At 37.3% G+C, this 15,828-nt stretch carries 10 protein-coding genes; 3 read left to right on the forward strand and 7 right to left on the reverse strand.

The window, feature by feature from the left end:
• Positions 1 to 53: 53 nt before the first annotated feature.
• The 4 genes from AN213_RS15540 to AN213_RS15555 are packed head-to-tail and all read right to left on the reverse strand — an operon-like array spanning position 54 to position 5,281.
• The gene (locus AN213_RS15540) at positions 54 to 1,697 is read right to left on the reverse strand and encodes a hypothetical protein (RefSeq protein ID WP_055199046.1); all 1,644 of its coding nucleotides are present in this window, start codon (positions 1,695 to 1,697) and stop codon (positions 54 to 56) included.
• Positions 1,687 to 2,607 (reverse strand): TniB family NTP-binding protein, encoded by a 921-nt coding sequence (locus AN213_RS15545; protein ID WP_055199047.1) that lies wholly within the window; start codon positions 2,605 to 2,607, stop codon positions 1,687 to 1,689. Before AN213_RS15545 ends, AN213_RS15540 begins: the two co-directional genes overlap by 11 nt.
• The gene (locus AN213_RS15550) at positions 2,604 to 4,598 is read right to left on the reverse strand and encodes a DDE-type integrase/transposase/recombinase (RefSeq protein ID WP_055199048.1); all 1,995 of its coding nucleotides are present in this window, start codon (positions 4,596 to 4,598) and stop codon (positions 2,604 to 2,606) included. The genes AN213_RS15545 and AN213_RS15550 overlap by 4 nt, the downstream gene beginning before the upstream one ends.
• Positions 4,595 to 5,281, reverse strand: coding sequence for a TnsA endonuclease N-terminal domain-containing protein (locus AN213_RS15555; RefSeq protein ID WP_055199049.1), 687 nt, complete (start codon positions 5,279 to 5,281; stop codon positions 4,595 to 4,597). Before AN213_RS15555 ends, AN213_RS15550 begins: the two co-directional genes overlap by 4 nt.
• A 324-nt stretch (positions 5,282 to 5,605) precedes the next feature.
• On the opposite strand from AN213_RS15555, the gene umuD reads away from it, so the two are divergent.
• A complete protein-coding gene (gene umuD / locus AN213_RS15560) occupies positions 5,606 to 6,019 on the forward strand; it encodes a translesion error-prone DNA polymerase V autoproteolytic subunit (RefSeq protein ID WP_055199050.1) in 414 nt (137 codons plus the stop codon).
• The gene (locus AN213_RS15565; protein WP_055199051.1) at positions 6,007 to 7,266 is read left to right on the forward strand and encodes a Y-family DNA polymerase; all 1,260 of its coding nucleotides are present in this window, start codon (positions 6,007 to 6,009) and stop codon (positions 7,264 to 7,266) included. Before umuD ends, AN213_RS15565 begins: the two co-directional genes overlap by 13 nt.
• A 45-nt stretch (positions 7,267 to 7,311) precedes the next feature.
• Here the strand turns inward: AN213_RS15565 and AN213_RS15570 are convergent, their stop codons facing one another.
• Positions 7,312 to 7,758, reverse strand: a complete 447-nt coding sequence (locus AN213_RS15570; protein ID WP_055199052.1) for an antitoxin Xre-like helix-turn-helix domain-containing protein — start codon at positions 7,756 to 7,758, stop codon at positions 7,312 to 7,314.
• Positions 7,759 to 7,947: 189 nt separating this feature from the next.
• On the opposite strand from AN213_RS15570, the gene AN213_RS15575 reads away from it, so the two are divergent.
• Complete coding sequence (locus AN213_RS15575) at positions 7,948 to 10,818, forward strand: UvrD-helicase domain-containing protein (protein ID WP_055199053.1); 2,871 nt, start codon at positions 7,948 to 7,950, stop codon at positions 10,816 to 10,818.
• A 36-nt stretch (positions 10,819 to 10,854) separates the two neighbouring features.
• Here AN213_RS15575 and AN213_RS15580 read toward each other — a convergent pair whose 3' ends face one another.
• Both AN213_RS15580 and AN213_RS15585 read right to left on the reverse strand, forming a co-directional pair.
• Positions 10,855 to 11,529: a hypothetical protein gene (locus tag AN213_RS15580; RefSeq protein WP_055199054.1), complete on the reverse strand. Its 675-nt coding sequence runs from the start codon at positions 11,527 to 11,529 to the stop codon at positions 10,855 to 10,857.
• 421 nt (positions 11,530 to 11,950) lie between these two features.
• Complete coding sequence (locus AN213_RS15585; protein ID WP_055199055.1) at positions 11,951 to 15,727, reverse strand: hypothetical protein; 3,777 nt, start codon at positions 15,725 to 15,727, stop codon at positions 11,951 to 11,953.
• Between the last annotated feature and the right edge of the window lie 101 nt (positions 15,728 to 15,828).

Genomic DNA, 15,828 nt, shown 5'->3' on the forward strand with positions numbered 1-15,828 from the left:
TTGTCAAATCAAGACAGCTAAGCGAAACTAAACAAGTCGACTAAAAACTCTAGTTAATGACGTCGTTTGTTTCTAAAAATGATGACGTCTTTTGATAAATCTATGTTTGATTTACTGAAATGCGTAAATCGTGATTGTAATTTTTGCATACAACAATCATTAAGATGTGCTTTGTCGTACAGAACAAAATCTGTTCTGTTTGGATCCATATAAATTTGAAAAATTGGCTGCACGTTACAGCACCCCGTGATACGTTTTTCGCACGTTCTCGCTTTTTCAAAATTAGCTTTTCTATTTAAAATAAGGTAGTTAGAAACAAATTCACGTATGCTATCTGCATCTATTTGTTCACTATTTTTCGCTGAAAGCTTTAGATACTCATTTTCAATCAATGTACCTAAAACATCAGCATTTATTTTCAACATACGAACAGCGTCATACTTATTCACTTCATCTATTGCATTCCACTTTTCTTTCAATAATTGCTTTAACCCTTTCTCACTTACATATAAATGATTAACACGCTCAATGCTTGTATTGACTTTATATAGACCGTCAACATGACTATTTAATACACAACTAACAAGCTCATCTCTAGATAAATCAAACAAATCATAGATGCCATTGGGCACATCACTTACTTTCAAGAATTTATCATCACATTCAGAAACTAGCTCAAATGATTTCGATAAAGCTTCTGCAACTTTTCTCATGTCATAAAATGACTTATCTTGTTGCTTACAAAGATAGATTGCATCAAACATGTTTTGCTGAGCAACATGAGAAAGTGACTTCATATTGATACCTAAAAATTCTGAAAGGGCTGCCCCGTCTATCTGGAAAGAAAAACTTTGTGAATCGAATTTACTGTCAAAGCGATGAGTAGAAACGTATAAAGACTTGTCTATCTGTGCATCATGGTATTTTAATAAAAGAGTCTTTGCTTCTACCTCTTCAGTCGATTTTAAAAAGTTATACTCATGCTGAATTGAGTAGATTGAGTTAGCAATCTCATCGAATCGATGATGCATGACTAACTCACCACATTTCTCAAATTGCGCTCTGTGCTTTAATAATAAGTGCTTCCAAATTTCACTTAGAGATGGGCACGACAAAACCTTGAACACATCATCTAATAAAAACCTCATTTCCTGAACACTAAATTTTTGAAATTTAATTTTTGCTTGAATAAAGTCAAAGGGTCTGAATAAAAGGCTTGAGAACCCTAGTAGCTTTTCAGCAAACTCTGAGCTTTCAGCCTCACTCAAACACAGCATGTATCGCTCAAAGCTCAATAAATTACATGACTCTTGTAAGTCATAAAGAGGCAGATTTTTAACATTTACTAGCGCACATTCATGTACCCGACAACTTGTCACTTCAATATGCTGCCATTGATAAAGTTGAATCCCCGTGTTGTGATAGCAGCGAGGACAAATCTTAATATGATCAGAGTCATTTATTGTGCCCCCTTTTTCGAGTACTTGAGTACAGTCTAATAATTTATATTGCTCAATATCATGTTTAATCTGCTCATTTTCAAGTAACTTTTCAAAGTGAGAGTGTGCATAAAGTTCGAATCGCGTCGGGGTTTGAATAGCATTAGATAGCATCAACTTTTTAACTGTCGCAAATCCATAAAAGCGAGCCACTGCTGCACACGCTGAAAATGGTGATATAAAATGATTAGAGCTCATAATTAACTCCCAGTTCCGTTTTTAGTAAAGAGAACTTTTTAGAAAATGGATTTGCTTGATTTTTCTTTGACGCACTAATTGAACTAAATACAGCGGCGAAATCTTTGACGAGAACTTCATCTCTATTTTTGTCACATGCATAAAAAACAGCCTTGCGAATAAGCATGCTCAGTTGACGCAAATCACCTTTTGTCATGGCAAAAATAGGCAAGCTGATTTCAGGGTTTGTGAAGTCAATTTGAGAAAACTTCAAATGTTCATTTAGAGTTATTAGATATTTCACAAAGTGAACATAATTTTTTCTTGTCGAGACTGAAAGCAGTTTCTTCTCAATGATGAGTGAACATCGTGATGCGAATTGTTCATTAATTTCAAGTATATTCATGACTTTTGAAGTGCCAGCGAACACAAGAAATAACCCTAGTTCATCAACTAATTCTTTTAGATAATCTGCAATTTGGCGCGCCGACTTCACACCGACTTTTTCAACGACTTGCTGAAATTCATCAAACACAAGAACACGATAACGCTTGTTCTTAACTTGCTGCGCGATACGTCGACGAAGCTCAACTTCAGAGCCCTGTATTGAGCCGGGCTCGGCCATACCTACTAAGATTGCACGGTACAGGTCAAGCGGGCTCATGTTCGACGGCGAGCGAATATAACATGCTTTTATTGACTTGTTTTCACTGACGTCTGTGCTGTACTTTTCATTGAATCGCTTTATAAAAGTTTTGAGTAATGTAGTTTTGCCACTTCCAGAGTCGCCAACAATCACACTACAACTACCGACACCAAGACTCAGTGTCTGCTGTGATTCTTCAAGCAAATCAGCAAGCTCTAGACGATTATTCGCGCAATCAAATGTTTTACTGTATAACAATTCAGCCTTGCCTTTTAAACAACTCATAGCTCACCGCCCGGCTCAAAATCATCAAAAGTGGCACCAGTGTCGATATCTTCTTCGACAGCAACTTGCGCATTTAGCGAGTTTAAAATTTGCTCGCGCGCGTCAACTGAATCAACATCAATTGCTTTATTATTATTGTATTTTGTTCGAGAAGGCTGTTTACGACCGCTTTCAAGCTCACGCTTTTCAGCTTGCTTTTGCTTTGCTTTTTTGAAGTTTGGCAAGCCTCGCTTGCTGCCGGCCTTGTACTCATAATGCTTACGCTCAACAACATCACATTCACTGAATTGCGAGTTGCGAGCAACATCAAGCTCTGCTTGTTGAACACCCACCTCAGTATGATGATTCATCTCGCGCAGTGGCACGATAAATGTGTCGTTTTGATGCTTCACAACAACACTACTTGTATCAATATCACTGTAAAAACATTCAACACTTTTCACACCTGACAAGCTTAAGGCTTTCAGCTCATCGCTCACATATTGCTCATTTTTAAGCTTAATTGAGCCATTTGTATATAATGTACACTTCGCACGATAGCAGCCGCGAAATTCAGATAAATCAGTATCAGGCGCAGGCACCGTTTGCAGTAGTGGGTTTTTACTGATTGCATTCATCCACACGTCAAGCGGCGCACGATTTTTAAGGCCAGTATGTGCTGATTGCATGTAGACATTTGTGATGTAATCTTCAAACGCTGCGACGAACTCTTCAAGCGTCATTGATGCATGAAGTTCAGCATCTTCTGTCGCTTCTAGATGACCATTATTGACACGCGTTTTTGAGCCCAGATACCCGGGTAATTTGCTTAAAAATTCACGTCGCAAGGTGCGAAAAAAGCTTTCAATAAACGGCTTACTCTGCCCCTCACCACTACGCGTGGTGATTGAATTCGCACCAAGTTGCAAAGCAAGCGACTTATATATATTGCCTTTTGTTGCGGTCGTCGCATCTGTCACAAGCTTCACTGGTACACCAAAACACGGCCAAAGTGGATTGTCTTTTGGTGTCACAACACTTTTCAAACATTCGATAGCTAAATCAGCAGATTCAGATGCGTTTTTACCGACACGAATTGAATAGCCAAGCGGGCAACGCGTGCAAGTATCAATCGCAATCATCATTACAATAGTGCCCAGATATTTGCTCGCGTCGTTGTTTAAACCTAAGTTTATGTATACCGCGTCCATCTCAACTCGCTCAAGCGGGTCTTCTGACACAAACTCACGACCGAGTTTATAACGCAGTTTTTTAGCTTCAGCTTTGCTCAATGTCTTAAGCGTCTTCATTGATGCAATTGTTTCGCGAAAACGTCGATAAATAGTGTCGACACATGGTATGACTGGATAACACGCTGGCTTTGATTTACCAAGCTCGCGTATCTTAGCCCTCAGCATATCTGCTATTGCATGTACAGATTTTGCAGTTGCATCGCTTCTAACAAGATAATAATCACAAAAATACTCGTAAATTAAATCTTCTGTTGCCGGTGTCAGTCGCTTTGAGTTTTTCTTTGCGTGATGGCCATGGCCAATTGATGAACGTATATCACAACCAGAATCACGATACGCCTTTATCTTCGCTTGGCACGAGCTACGCGAGTATTTTTTTGAGTTGTAACTTTGCCAACTGAAAGCAGCGATGCTTTCATCAACATTATGCTTTGCAGTAAAATTTTTACTGTGTTTCTCGAAATGCAAGTCAAAAAACGCTTGCCACATACTCATCTGATTTAATTGATTTTCTGTCAGCAATTGTTGCATCGGTATGTCAGAAGCGCGCTCATACAAAAGCGCTTCGCTACCTATGAGTTTTTTATGAAGCTCAGATTGTGCCATGCACTCGACTCTTGCATTATTCACTTTCTGACTGTCATCATCAAACAATGAGTAAAAAATCATATTATCGAAGTGCTCTCGCGCTATCGAACGCACTATGTAAGAGCTGCTATCCATTTGAAACTTCGTACCAATTTTAACCACACCGCTCATTGCACAAATCCATGAAGATTGTTAATTAAAGCAGTTTCATTACAAATATCGCATGAAACATCCATTTTTAAATAATCTTTTAAAACAAAATGACAAATCATGTTTCTATTTACATTCAGTGCATCACAAATTGCGTGTGCTTTCTGTAGAGTCAGTTCAGGAGGCAAGACATCAAGCAGTGTGTTTACATTCTCACCATTCACAACTTTCATTGATAGAGCATTGCGTAATATCATCTTCATGTTTGAGAGCGCTCGTCTCGGTGGCAAGTCATTTTCCGTCAAAACTACAAACTCAAAGCCTAGCTTTTCGAACGCTTTCTCAATCAAAAAATGAGTGCATTTTGTCTTTTCATCAATCGCTTTCGAGTGCTTCACTTCGACCACGCGAACACTGCCATCACAATAAATTAAAGAAAAATCAGGTGTATACAATCGCTTCTTATTGTCATCTGTATAACTAATTGAAAATGGCTGAGTTCGAACAGATTTTATCGTTTGATCAAACTCAAACATCAATGCAAAATGTGACTCATTGAACGATTCGAAAAAGTGTGGCTGTGTATCTTTTAGCGTAGGACACAAGCCACTTATGTTGAAACGACTAAAACGTTCAAGACGACGTCGCATACTTTCTTTGTTATATACACTATCAATATTGCTGTGATTTGAATGTTCATTCATAACGCTAACTCTCACTCTAAAATTCAATCTCTTTTTTAAAGTAGCGGCTAAATTCACAAAATCAAGCTATTTACTATTTATTTTTAAGCTTACCGCCATTTTAAGTAATTAACACCATATAAAGATAATTTAAAATCATAAGTAATTGAAATAGTATTATCTTTTTTTGTCACAAATACAAAAAACAAAATAATAACCCCTCAAATAACCGGCCGTTATTAGCTGTGATTTTTTATGGGATGAAAATCTAAACGAAGAAACTTCAAAAGAGTGGAATGACACAGACAATCAAACTATACTGTATATACATACAGCGAGGTCCATATGTTTGTTATTCCAATTTATATCGAAGCGGGCATTACCGGCTTTGAATCACCAGCAGCAGAATATACTGAGCTAGGCATATCGTTAGATGAGCTTGTTATTCGCCACCCTAATGCGACCTTTATAGGCCTTGCATCCGGTCAGTCTATGCAAGATGTCGGGATTTTTGATGGTGATTTACTTGTCGTTGATAGAGCTGAAAACGTGACTTCCGGTGATGTTATCGTTGCAAGCTATAACGGTACATTCGTGTGCAAAATTATCGATAAATCAAATCGCTTGCTAATCTCTGCATCTAAGAATTATTCATCGGTTTATATTTCTCCTGAAGATGACTTCAAACTAGAGGGCGTCGTTACAACCAGTATTCGGCTTCATAAAAATAAAGTCGCGCTCAGTAAATGTTTGCCCTAGTTGATGCAGTAGCATTTTATGCCAGTGCTGAGAAAGTGTTTGACCCAGCTATACGACACAAGCCCGTTGTTGTTTTAACAAATAACGATGGGTGTATATGTGCTGTATGTCCGATTGCTAGACAACTCAGTATTCCCAAGTTTCAGCCTTACTTTAAAATTAAGCGCTACTTAGAACATCATGATGTTGTAGTACGCTCATCTAACTATGAGCTTTATGCTGATTTAAGTGAGCGAATGATGACGGTTATCGGACGTTTTTGTGATGACCACTACGTATACAGTATTGATGAATCATTTTTACGTTTCTCTGGATTTTCTAAAGTAATTAGTGACTGGGCTGAGTATGGGCAGGTTATTCGTCGTGCCGTGTGGCGTGAAACGGGATTGCCTGTTGGTGTTGGGTTTGGGCCTACCCCCACGCTCGCAAAAGCAGCCAATCATGCCGCTAAGAAGCTGTTTGGATATAACGGTGTCGCCGTTATCAATGATGATAAATCACGCTGTGAAATTTTATCTAAGATGGCCGTAACAGATGTGTGGGGAATTGGCTCTCGCCTAGGTAATAAATTAAAACAACTGAATATACAAACAGCCTTGGATTTAGCAAATCAAAACCCTAAAGCAATGAGAAGAATGTTCAGCGTCGTGGTTGAGCGCACTGTTAATGAACTCAATGGTGTAGCGTGTTTAACTTGGGATGAAGTAAAACAAAATAAGAAAGAAATCTTTTCAACACGCAGCTTTGGCGAGCGCATTACTGATATCACTCCTTTAAAAGCTGCGCTTGTAACACATGCTGCTATTGTGGCTAGGAAGTTAAGACGACAACACTCTTTAACAAAGCGTATTGTTATATTTGCAGCCAGCTCCCCGCATGAAGAAGTCTATTACAAAAAGTCGATGCTATATGACTTTATCACACCAACATCCGATACTCGCGTCATTGCAAAAGCGGTGTCCGAAGTTATCAATACACTATATAAACCCGATACCCGTTTTTATCGATGTGGAATCGGTGCAATTGAACTTGAGAGTGAGTACTTCTATCAAACAGATATGTTTAACAAAAGTCCTGACAACCCTAAAATAATGACGTGTATCGACACAATTAACAACCGCTATGGTGTTGGCGCTTTAAGCATTGGCAGTGAAAAGCTCACGCAAAAATGGGCTATGAGACGCGCTTTTTTGTCACCACATTACACTACCCGATGGTCAGATATTCCCGTGATTGACTGTGACTGAAACAGTGAAGTGAAAATATTTAGATAAAACTAAGCTAAACAGTCATCATGCTGTGAAACCGTACTGAAGCTGCTTAATAACATTTTTAATTAGCTCACGTCCGCGTATTGAGTTCAACACTAATCGAGGTGCTTGACTGTTAAATTGAATATGAGCAGTATTTAACCATGCATTCCAATTTTCGATGCAACCAAAATAGTTAATTCCAATCATACTTAGTCTTGCAACTTCAATCGCATGTTCGCTAGTTTGTGAACTTAATGATTTAGATTTACATCGCGATAATGTTGCAGATGTTGTACCTAATGCGTTTGCGACTGTTGCCATATCCCATCCCATTAGACTGGCAAAAGCATACACTCCGGATGCATTCACACCATTTCTTACAACTGTTATTTCTGACAACGGGTCTGAATGAGATGTAAGTTCTCCACATGAAATTATTTGAACTAAATCAGAGTTACTTGATAACTTTAACTGGCTTTCTGTCATTTGACACCCGCTTAAAAATCACGCATTGATTTAAGTTTAGCAAAGAAATAATGTCTTAGGATCACCAGAACAGGCTGCGACGTTTAAGTAATAGATCCAACATAACCTTAAAACGTTTGGTTTACTTATTCCTTTTATTTATACACTTGAGTCATAATGTAACAAACTGATATTCAATATGGAAATAAGATGGAATACATCAGAATCAATTGGCTAGGAAGGCTATTATGCAAAGGCAATAAGCTAAGATTTGATGAACCACATTTAACTCTTCTAAATGGTTCAACAGTACTTGATGAATATAATTTACACGATTCATATAACTTCCCAATATTTGAGAAAGGCCTGCTTGGCTCAAAAATCACACTTAATTCAAGGCAGTCAAAGAAAACTATAAGCTTTCTTAAAACTAAAGACATTGATAAATTTTACGAGAGTCTTTTTCGACAAATCGCTTTTTATATCCAGCAAAATATAGAAGGCTCTAAAGAGCAGTTTTATGATTATGCAATTAATGAATACCTAAGGGATTCAAATATCAAAAAACTGGACAATTTGATTACCCCTCTTTTACGTTCATATGAACTACAAAAAAATGAATGGAATAATAACCTCCCCAAAAATCTAATCCAGTTTCTAGTTAGCTATTCGAAATATTTCCCTTTAGAAATAGGGGCATCAGAATTAAGAAAGTGCTTCGAGGAAGTGACTAGTCAAGAACGAAAAAAATTTTATGACGAAGTTGAGTCAAACCCCCTCACTAAAGAACAAAGATTGGCTGTCATTAGGGATAATGATCGAAATTTGGTTTTAGCTGCTGCTGGTACGGGAAAAACCTCTGTCATGGTAGCGAAAGCTTTAGATCTAATAGATAGAAAAATAGCAGCCCCAGAGAAAATTTTAATTCTAGCGTACAACAAGGCTGCTGCTAGTGAGTTGCAGGAACGCTTAAAAAAAAGAAGTACCAAGCTTGGACTTAGTCAAGATAAAAGCCCAAAAATCATGACTTTCCATGCCCTTGGGCGCCAAATACTATTAAGTTCTAACAAGTCAGTCAGGATGTCAAAATTCTGTGAAGATTCTATAAAACTTGAGAATTGGTTATCAAGGTGGTTTTCAGTTCAAATAAAACAAAATGAAAAATTTATGAAGACATTCATAGATTTAAGTTATCAACCAATAAACCCTTTTGACTTTAAAACTAAAGAAGATTACGACGCATATATTCGAGATAATGAATACAGAACGCTACAGGGTGACAAAGTTAGGGGCTATCAAGAGCTATTGATATCAAACTGGCTTTACTTAAATGGAATTGAGTTTGAATATGAAGCTCAATACGTAAGTAAGCGTAGAATTGAGATAGGATTTGATTATAAACCTGATTTTTATATCAAAGATGCCGATGTTTACCTTGAGCACTTCGGTATTGCAAGGGACGGAAGTACAAGGCCTGATATTGATAAAAAAAAATATAAACAGAGTATGTGCGATAAACGGAATTTGCATTTGGAATGCGGTACAACATTGATAGAAACGTATCACTACAATTGGGTTGAAGGGAATTTAGAAGAGATTTTAGCAGAGCACATAGACAACCTTGGAATACCAATCAAAAAAAGGTCAAATGATGAAGTTTTTGTGAAGCTGAAAGAAAGTGGGTTTCTTTTGAGTGGTATCAAGCGTTATTTAAAATGCTTACAAGCAATTAGAGTTGAGCAATTAAGTGATGCGGAAATTAACGAAAGATTAACTGAACAAGCTATTGTAAATTCTGATAAATATACTGAGCTTTTAAGTAGTATACATCAAGCTTACCAGAGGGAGTTGCTTGAACAAGACGCAATAGATTTTGACGATATGATCATAAAAGCAACTAAAGCTGTTGATAATGAGCTATTTACTCCTAAGTGGTCACATATTCTTGTAGACGAGTTTCAAGACATTTCAGGTTCTCGTATGAACTTCCTAAAGAAACTAGTCTCAAAGGGAAGCACTCCAAGGTTGACGGTAGTAGGAGATGATTGGCAATCAATTTATCGATTTTCAGGTGGTAAATTAGAGTTAACAACACAATTTAAAGAACGGGTTGGCTCTTGCTCTTCGACTATGCTTCAAAAAACATTTAGGTACAACAACAGTATTGCTGAGGTCGCAGGTAAATTTGTCATGCAAAACCCTGAACAATATAAAAAGGATGTTATTACTCATACTCAAGTAGATACTTCTCAAGTTTTTTTGTTAGATAGTAAGGTTAACAATGAAGAAAACTTATCTCTGAAAACTGTGCAAATAATCCAAAAAATCCTAAAAAATGACCCGCAGGCAAATATAGCCGTAATAGCGAGATATCGTTACTTATTAAATGAGGCTAAAAATGAAGTAATTGCAAATAATATTGACACACCAATAAAGTTTTGGACTTTTCATGGCTCCAAAGGACTAGAAGCTGATTACTGTGTACTTATTGGGTTCTTTCAGGGAAAGACTGGCTTTCCAAATCAAAACAAAGAAGAGGCCATTGTTGAAGCGCTTTTACCTTCCATGGATAATTATCCACATTCTGAAGAGCGCAGATTGCTATATGTTGGGCTCACTAGAGCAAAGAAAAAGAGTTATCTTATTGCTGACCCAATGGCGACTTCTGAATTTATTGTTGAATTACTTTCGCCTAAGTATAATTTACACATAGCCTCTCAGAGCTTTGAAGAGAAATATAGGCAGATCTTCAAATGTCCTTGTTGTACAACAGGGTATTTTAAATTAAAAAAAGGGAAGTTTGGCACATTCTATAGCTGTACAACTGGCGAAGTTTGTAAGTCCTACCCTCGGATTTGCTCAAAATGCAATGCACCATCCATAGACGGAGAACATTCAAGCACCTGCACCAACCCTAACTGTAAATCTGTAACAAAAATTTGCAATAAATGTGGCCGTCCAATGAAATTAAGACAAGGTAAATTTGGTGAATTTTGGGGATGTACAGGCTATGGCATTAAACATGATCAATGTAAAAATACCTCAAAAACTTCTTCATTTTTAGGGGTTAAGTTTGATTAACTGCTCTTGCTACTAAATGTATGCGTGCGTCTGCTTTTATTTGTAAGCAGCTATTGTTGCACTTCTAACCGAGTTGTTCAGCTCTCGTGATACAACATGCATTAGCAAAACAACATTTTTAATATATTCTTTGCTAATCTCTATTTGTGAATATTTCTTAACTATACCATCGATGTCATCCGGTATTTTATCCATCGGGTCTTTTCCACCATCATGTGCCCAAGCATTACGGATTAACCTAACTTCGTCATCAAGAGTTTTTACTGCAGAAACATATTCCTTCGTTGGTTCAGCTGGTATACCCATTTTACTAAAGCAGTTAATCATATGCTTAAGCTTACTTATTTTTTCCTTTTTATTTTTCTTAGGAAGACTTTCTTGAGGAGAGGCGTAAATATACATTTTTTCCATTTCACTCTCGAACGAACCCCATAGAGTTAATAGCATTGCCTGACGTTGATAGATGGGCATAATTTCTGTGAACATTTCTCGAATGTCGTATTCTTCTTCGCTTATACCCGATATATGTTCGATTTGAGCAACTCCAACCTCTCCCTCATCAGCTGAAATTTGAAACCATCGCTCAACCTCAGTTACTTCTATGTGCTGCTCAATATTATCTATAAATTCAGATATTTGAACTTCCTGTTTGTCATTGAATGCGCTGATTATGTAGAGTTCATCTGAAATGAAGCTTGGTAATGGTTTCAAAATTATTTCGTTCCCTTTTGGCTACTAACATTTTAGTATTTATGCAACATGCGGTTTGTGTTGCATAGTCGCTTGTTGGACTAAGCCGCTACCTGCTCGGTATGTCAGAGTTGGTGTTATTTATGCTATGGGAATTTGTTTTTAGTGGCTCTCACTTTCCTAGCTAATTTAATCAGTTTAGCTAGTGTAATGGTAAGCTTTCCCTGCATTTCTCAGCGCTTATTGTATGTTCATTACACCTAAATTTGCCTTAATAAGCAATTATATTTTTACCCTTACAAAGACAACTAGTCTATGGAGATTAATTAATCAGTGACTTTCTAAATTAGCATATCACGAATAAGTTCAGGTATTACTAATCTACAATCAAGCAGCTAAATTCACTCAGCTACTACGGTATTTCAATTAGTTGAACATTGAATTAGACACTTAGCTCGTCAAAGAAGCTAACTGTAATTGGTATAACACTGTCAAAGTTATCGTACGAAATAGGAACGGTTTGCCTAAACAACAACATTACTTTCAATTCGTTTATAGATTCGAGCTTTAAGTAATCCTTCAACTTATCAATATTTTCATCCAAAACTAAGAAGCGGTCCATGTGCCTCTTTAGGCGATCAGGTTTGCCACCTGATTTCGTTACACCACGAAATTCGTATATTTGTTTAGCTATTTCACCTTGAGTTTTGGAAAATTCTAGATCTTTACATTCAACGAGGTAGACAATTTTTTCTGAAGGGTTCCATGCTAGCACATCAACATCTCCAAAGTCTTTCTTGGTTCTTTTGTTAAGAATCTTGCTGACCTTCACATCAGCCTCAACTTTCCAACCCAGACTACTGAATTTGTCAGCAGCTTCTTGGTTGAATCTGTGACCCGACTTATTTCGTTGCTCTCCAATCCATTTTTTCATCACTTTAGTGTTGAAAAAGGAGCCGTCTAAAGTTGCGTCAAATGAATTGGATAAGCAATACAAAACCCCTCTTCGTATTAAGCTTGGGGCTATAACAAGCTTATCGGCAAGTATGATTAATGGCCGCGCAGTCAATGACAACCTGCGTCGATATCTCCATGGAGAAATATCGCTTACACGATAACCTGAAGATAATGCCATCCAGCTAGCCCTTTGTGGTAGGGTAAATCTATCCATAAAGGCTTTCAACGCAACATCAGATACACCGCTAGTATTCGATTGATTAAACAGCTCTGAACATGAAATTTCATAGACAGCTTTGTTTTTTTCAATCCCAATATTATCAAAAATATCTAAGATTTTTCTGGCTTCATCGATAGATACCCCAAACTCTTCATGCCAAGCAGCTTCGAACTCTTGACCTAGTAGACCGGCAACCTTTTCATGAACTTCTGGTTCAGAGAAATGATCATCATATTTATTTGAAGCATGGTTTATCATCACAGTCTGAACGGACTTACCGTAAGGGTTTACTACGGTGTCATACGCAGTGTGGTCGAATTGTACATCTCCATATGTCGAAAGCCTTAGATGGGGCTTAACCAACTCATACATAATCGAATCTGAAAGATTGCCATATTGGAAAATTGCACTTGCAAAAGTTATTAGCTTAGTTAAATCCAGATGATTTGGAACTTTTCCACCATCATCTAAAGATTCACAGATGGCCATTTCAATAAGAATCCTAGACCCCGTAAGTGCTGAATTATTTGAAGCAATTCGCTCCAATGCGACTGAATATACATCATCTTTATTATTATGGAGTCCGAGTATGGCTTTGAAAGTACGCTGCCAATGCTCAATATCTGCTTCTACAGCTGAATGGTTTTCAAGCAAAAAAATAATTAGTGCTTTCTTGTTAAAAGACCCCAAATATGACTGAATTTCCTTCCAAAGATTTAAAGTTAAGTCTTGTAAATATTGCGTACATTCAGTTTTGCCGTAGATATTGCAAGGCTCGATATGGCTTTTCGACATCCATGCTAACCCAATTTTAATGGTGGCATCATCAAAACGGTCTAATGCTAAAGGCTCTGGCAAGCTCATTTTGACGTAGTCCAGAAAGGATTGTGCTGTAAGCATATGCACTTCTTTACCATAATTATCTTTAAAAACAAGACCTAAAATACTTTCAACTAGCTCCTCATGCTCATTACATTCAACAGATTCTTTTATAAAAACAGTAAGCAATGATTTTATGATGGTTCTTTCAGCAACATTGTCAGCTCGATGAAATGCAAGAAGATAGTTTTTTAATAACTTACAGTTTATATGCAGAATGCCGTTTTCTACAGATGTAGAGGTCTTTATTAAATCGCTTAGTTTTTCGGGGGTAAGTACTTGAGATACTTTAGTAGGGACATTAACATCTTCAAATTCAATGTTAAAACAAACATTAGAGTATGATGAAGAGTAGGCTAATTCAGATAACGCCAAATCAGTCCTACATATCCAATTACAGACTCCATGCCACAATCTATATAAAAGGTCTTTATTCTGATTTTTGTTATTTAAAGGAGTGCACCACCATGAGCAAAGATTCCCTTCTATCAAGCCTAGTAATTGACCATTTTCGAGGCTATCTACCGACCCATAAATTGGTTTAAAACGATCTTCTTTGAAGTAGCTACCTGTAGTCAACCTTCTAACAGAAATTACCTCACCATACGGATTTAAAACTTTATGTATATCGTCCTCATTTTGAACTTCCCAACGAACATCTAACAGAGCGTTCTGAGTGATCATCATGAATATTGATGATAAGTTACCAACGTCTTCATCAAATGCGGAATGAGGGATAATGTTAAAATCGTTATCTTTGGCCCAGCTATATAGATTGAGTAAACCGTTTACATTTTGAGTTTGGACTCCAACATCAAGTACTCTATGTTTAGCTTCAATCAACCGCCAGAAAGTAAATGGATTCATACTAGTGATCCGATTGAGAGTACCTAAATCAGGTGCAGAGACAGATTCTAAAAGCCAGTTGCTAGACTCCGATTCACCTTCAAGTGATATCATAACTGAACGCCCCCAACCACAGCCAACAAGAACGCTAAGGCCGCTCTTAAACCCATCTATTTTTGACGAGTAGCTATATGCTTTCTTAATTCTTTCCGCAATAGCACTATCTAAGTCAGAGTTCGAAGTCGTAGCACCGATAACAAGTCCATTTTGATAGTCGCAAAAGTCATCAAAAAACAGTAAAAAATGTACGTACCTATGCTCATCAATTCCAACGAGAGTATCTACACCGACAATACTTCCGTTTGAGTCTCTAAATGGAGAAAACGGTACATTACTTATTTTGCCCAATAACCATGAGTCTTCAGAAAAAAATCTAGCATATCTGACTTGCATGGCATGTTGTAGCTGATCTAATAAACCAAACCTATTGGCTTGTTCGATCACAAATAAACGAATTGCGACACTTATTGCTGTTGGTAAAGCTAAGATATAAGTGTCATCTTGTGCCCTGTAAATAGGCTTACGTTCTAAAGAGGAGCTTCCAAAAGCTTCATTAGTAAGCGAAATGAGATCTGAGCTCTCAAATATAAATGGCTTAAGGTCCTTCTCTGAGACTTCCAATTGGGTTAGGTCATCCAAAGAAAAGCTGACTATATTACGCTTTTCAGTTGATATATAAGAGTGGAAGTCCCATTCAGATTGAGGGTAATCACTACCTTTCTGATAACGCTTTAAACTTTTCCTACAAATGGCCTCATTCGATAAAATTAGGATTGCTCTTACTGATTTTTTTATACTTGAAAACAGTTTGTTGTCTGGCATTTCATCTATCAGGTCGATAAAGATTTGTGTATAGAAACATGAGCTTTCCCAAAGTCCATTGAGGAACATATATGACCCTTTGATTGAATTGGCTACCCCAACCATAGTGTCTTCAGCCGGATCTTCCCATGAACCAATATATGTAGAATGAATACCATCAAATAATCGACTTATTTCAACCGCATTCATTACTTTATCACCACGCTGAGATAGAAAAAGCTGATGAATCATAGTCTCAGTAGTTACCAAGTTACTATGGAGCTCTTCTTCGTATAGTAGTCCTGCTAGTTTTATAAGAGCATCGTCAAAGTCAAAGTCATCTATTAGCTTACTTATATCGTGATCTGCTCTAAGCTGGCCAAAAGTTGGGCTCATCATTTGTTGACTTGCATTTAAAAGGTCTAACTGGGAGAAGTCCATATCACCTATACTCATCTTAAATAATCCTTAGTTTTCATACATTAGATAAAATAGCCCATACGATCACTTAGAGACAAGAGGCTTGGAGGACCGCAACTCGTTTTGGGACAAAAGCG

The sequence above is a fragment of the Pseudoalteromonas sp. P1-8 genome (assembly GCF_001399985.1).
In the GTDB taxonomy this organism is placed as follows: domain Bacteria; phylum Pseudomonadota; class Gammaproteobacteria; order Enterobacterales; family Alteromonadaceae; genus Pseudoalteromonas.

What these genes read in the sequence shown, in the direction of transcription:
- AN213_RS15540 (WP_055199046.1), bottom strand. Translation starts at nt 1,697, where the DNA reads ATGAGCTCTAATCATTTTATATCACCATTTTCAGCGTGTGCAGCAGTG.
- AN213_RS15555 (WP_055199049.1), bottom strand. Translation starts at nt 5,281, where the DNA reads ATGAATGAACATTCAAATCACAGCAATATTGATAGTGTATATAACAAA.
- AN213_RS15550 (WP_055199048.1), bottom strand. Translation starts at nt 4,598, where the DNA reads ATGAGCGGTGTGGTTAAAATTGGTACGAAGTTTCAAATGGATAGCAGC.
- umuD (WP_055199050.1), top strand. Translation starts at nt 5,606, where the DNA reads ATGTTTGTTATTCCAATTTATATCGAAGCGGGCATTACCGGCTTTGAA.
- AN213_RS15575 (WP_055199053.1), top strand. Translation starts at nt 7,948, where the DNA reads ATGGAATACATCAGAATCAATTGGCTAGGAAGGCTATTATGCAAAGGC.
- AN213_RS15565 (WP_055199051.1), top strand. Translation starts at nt 6,007, where the DNA reads ATGTTTGCCCTAGTTGATGCAGTAGCATTTTATGCCAGTGCTGAGAAA.
- AN213_RS15585 (WP_055199055.1), bottom strand. Translation starts at nt 15,727, where the DNA reads ATGAGTATAGGTGATATGGACTTCTCCCAGTTAGACCTTTTAAATGCA.
- AN213_RS15545 (WP_055199047.1), bottom strand. Translation starts at nt 2,607, where the DNA reads ATGAGTTGTTTAAAAGGCAAGGCTGAATTGTTATACAGTAAAACATTT.
- AN213_RS15570 (WP_055199052.1), bottom strand. Translation starts at nt 7,758, where the DNA reads ATGACAGAAAGCCAGTTAAAGTTATCAAGTAACTCTGATTTAGTTCAA.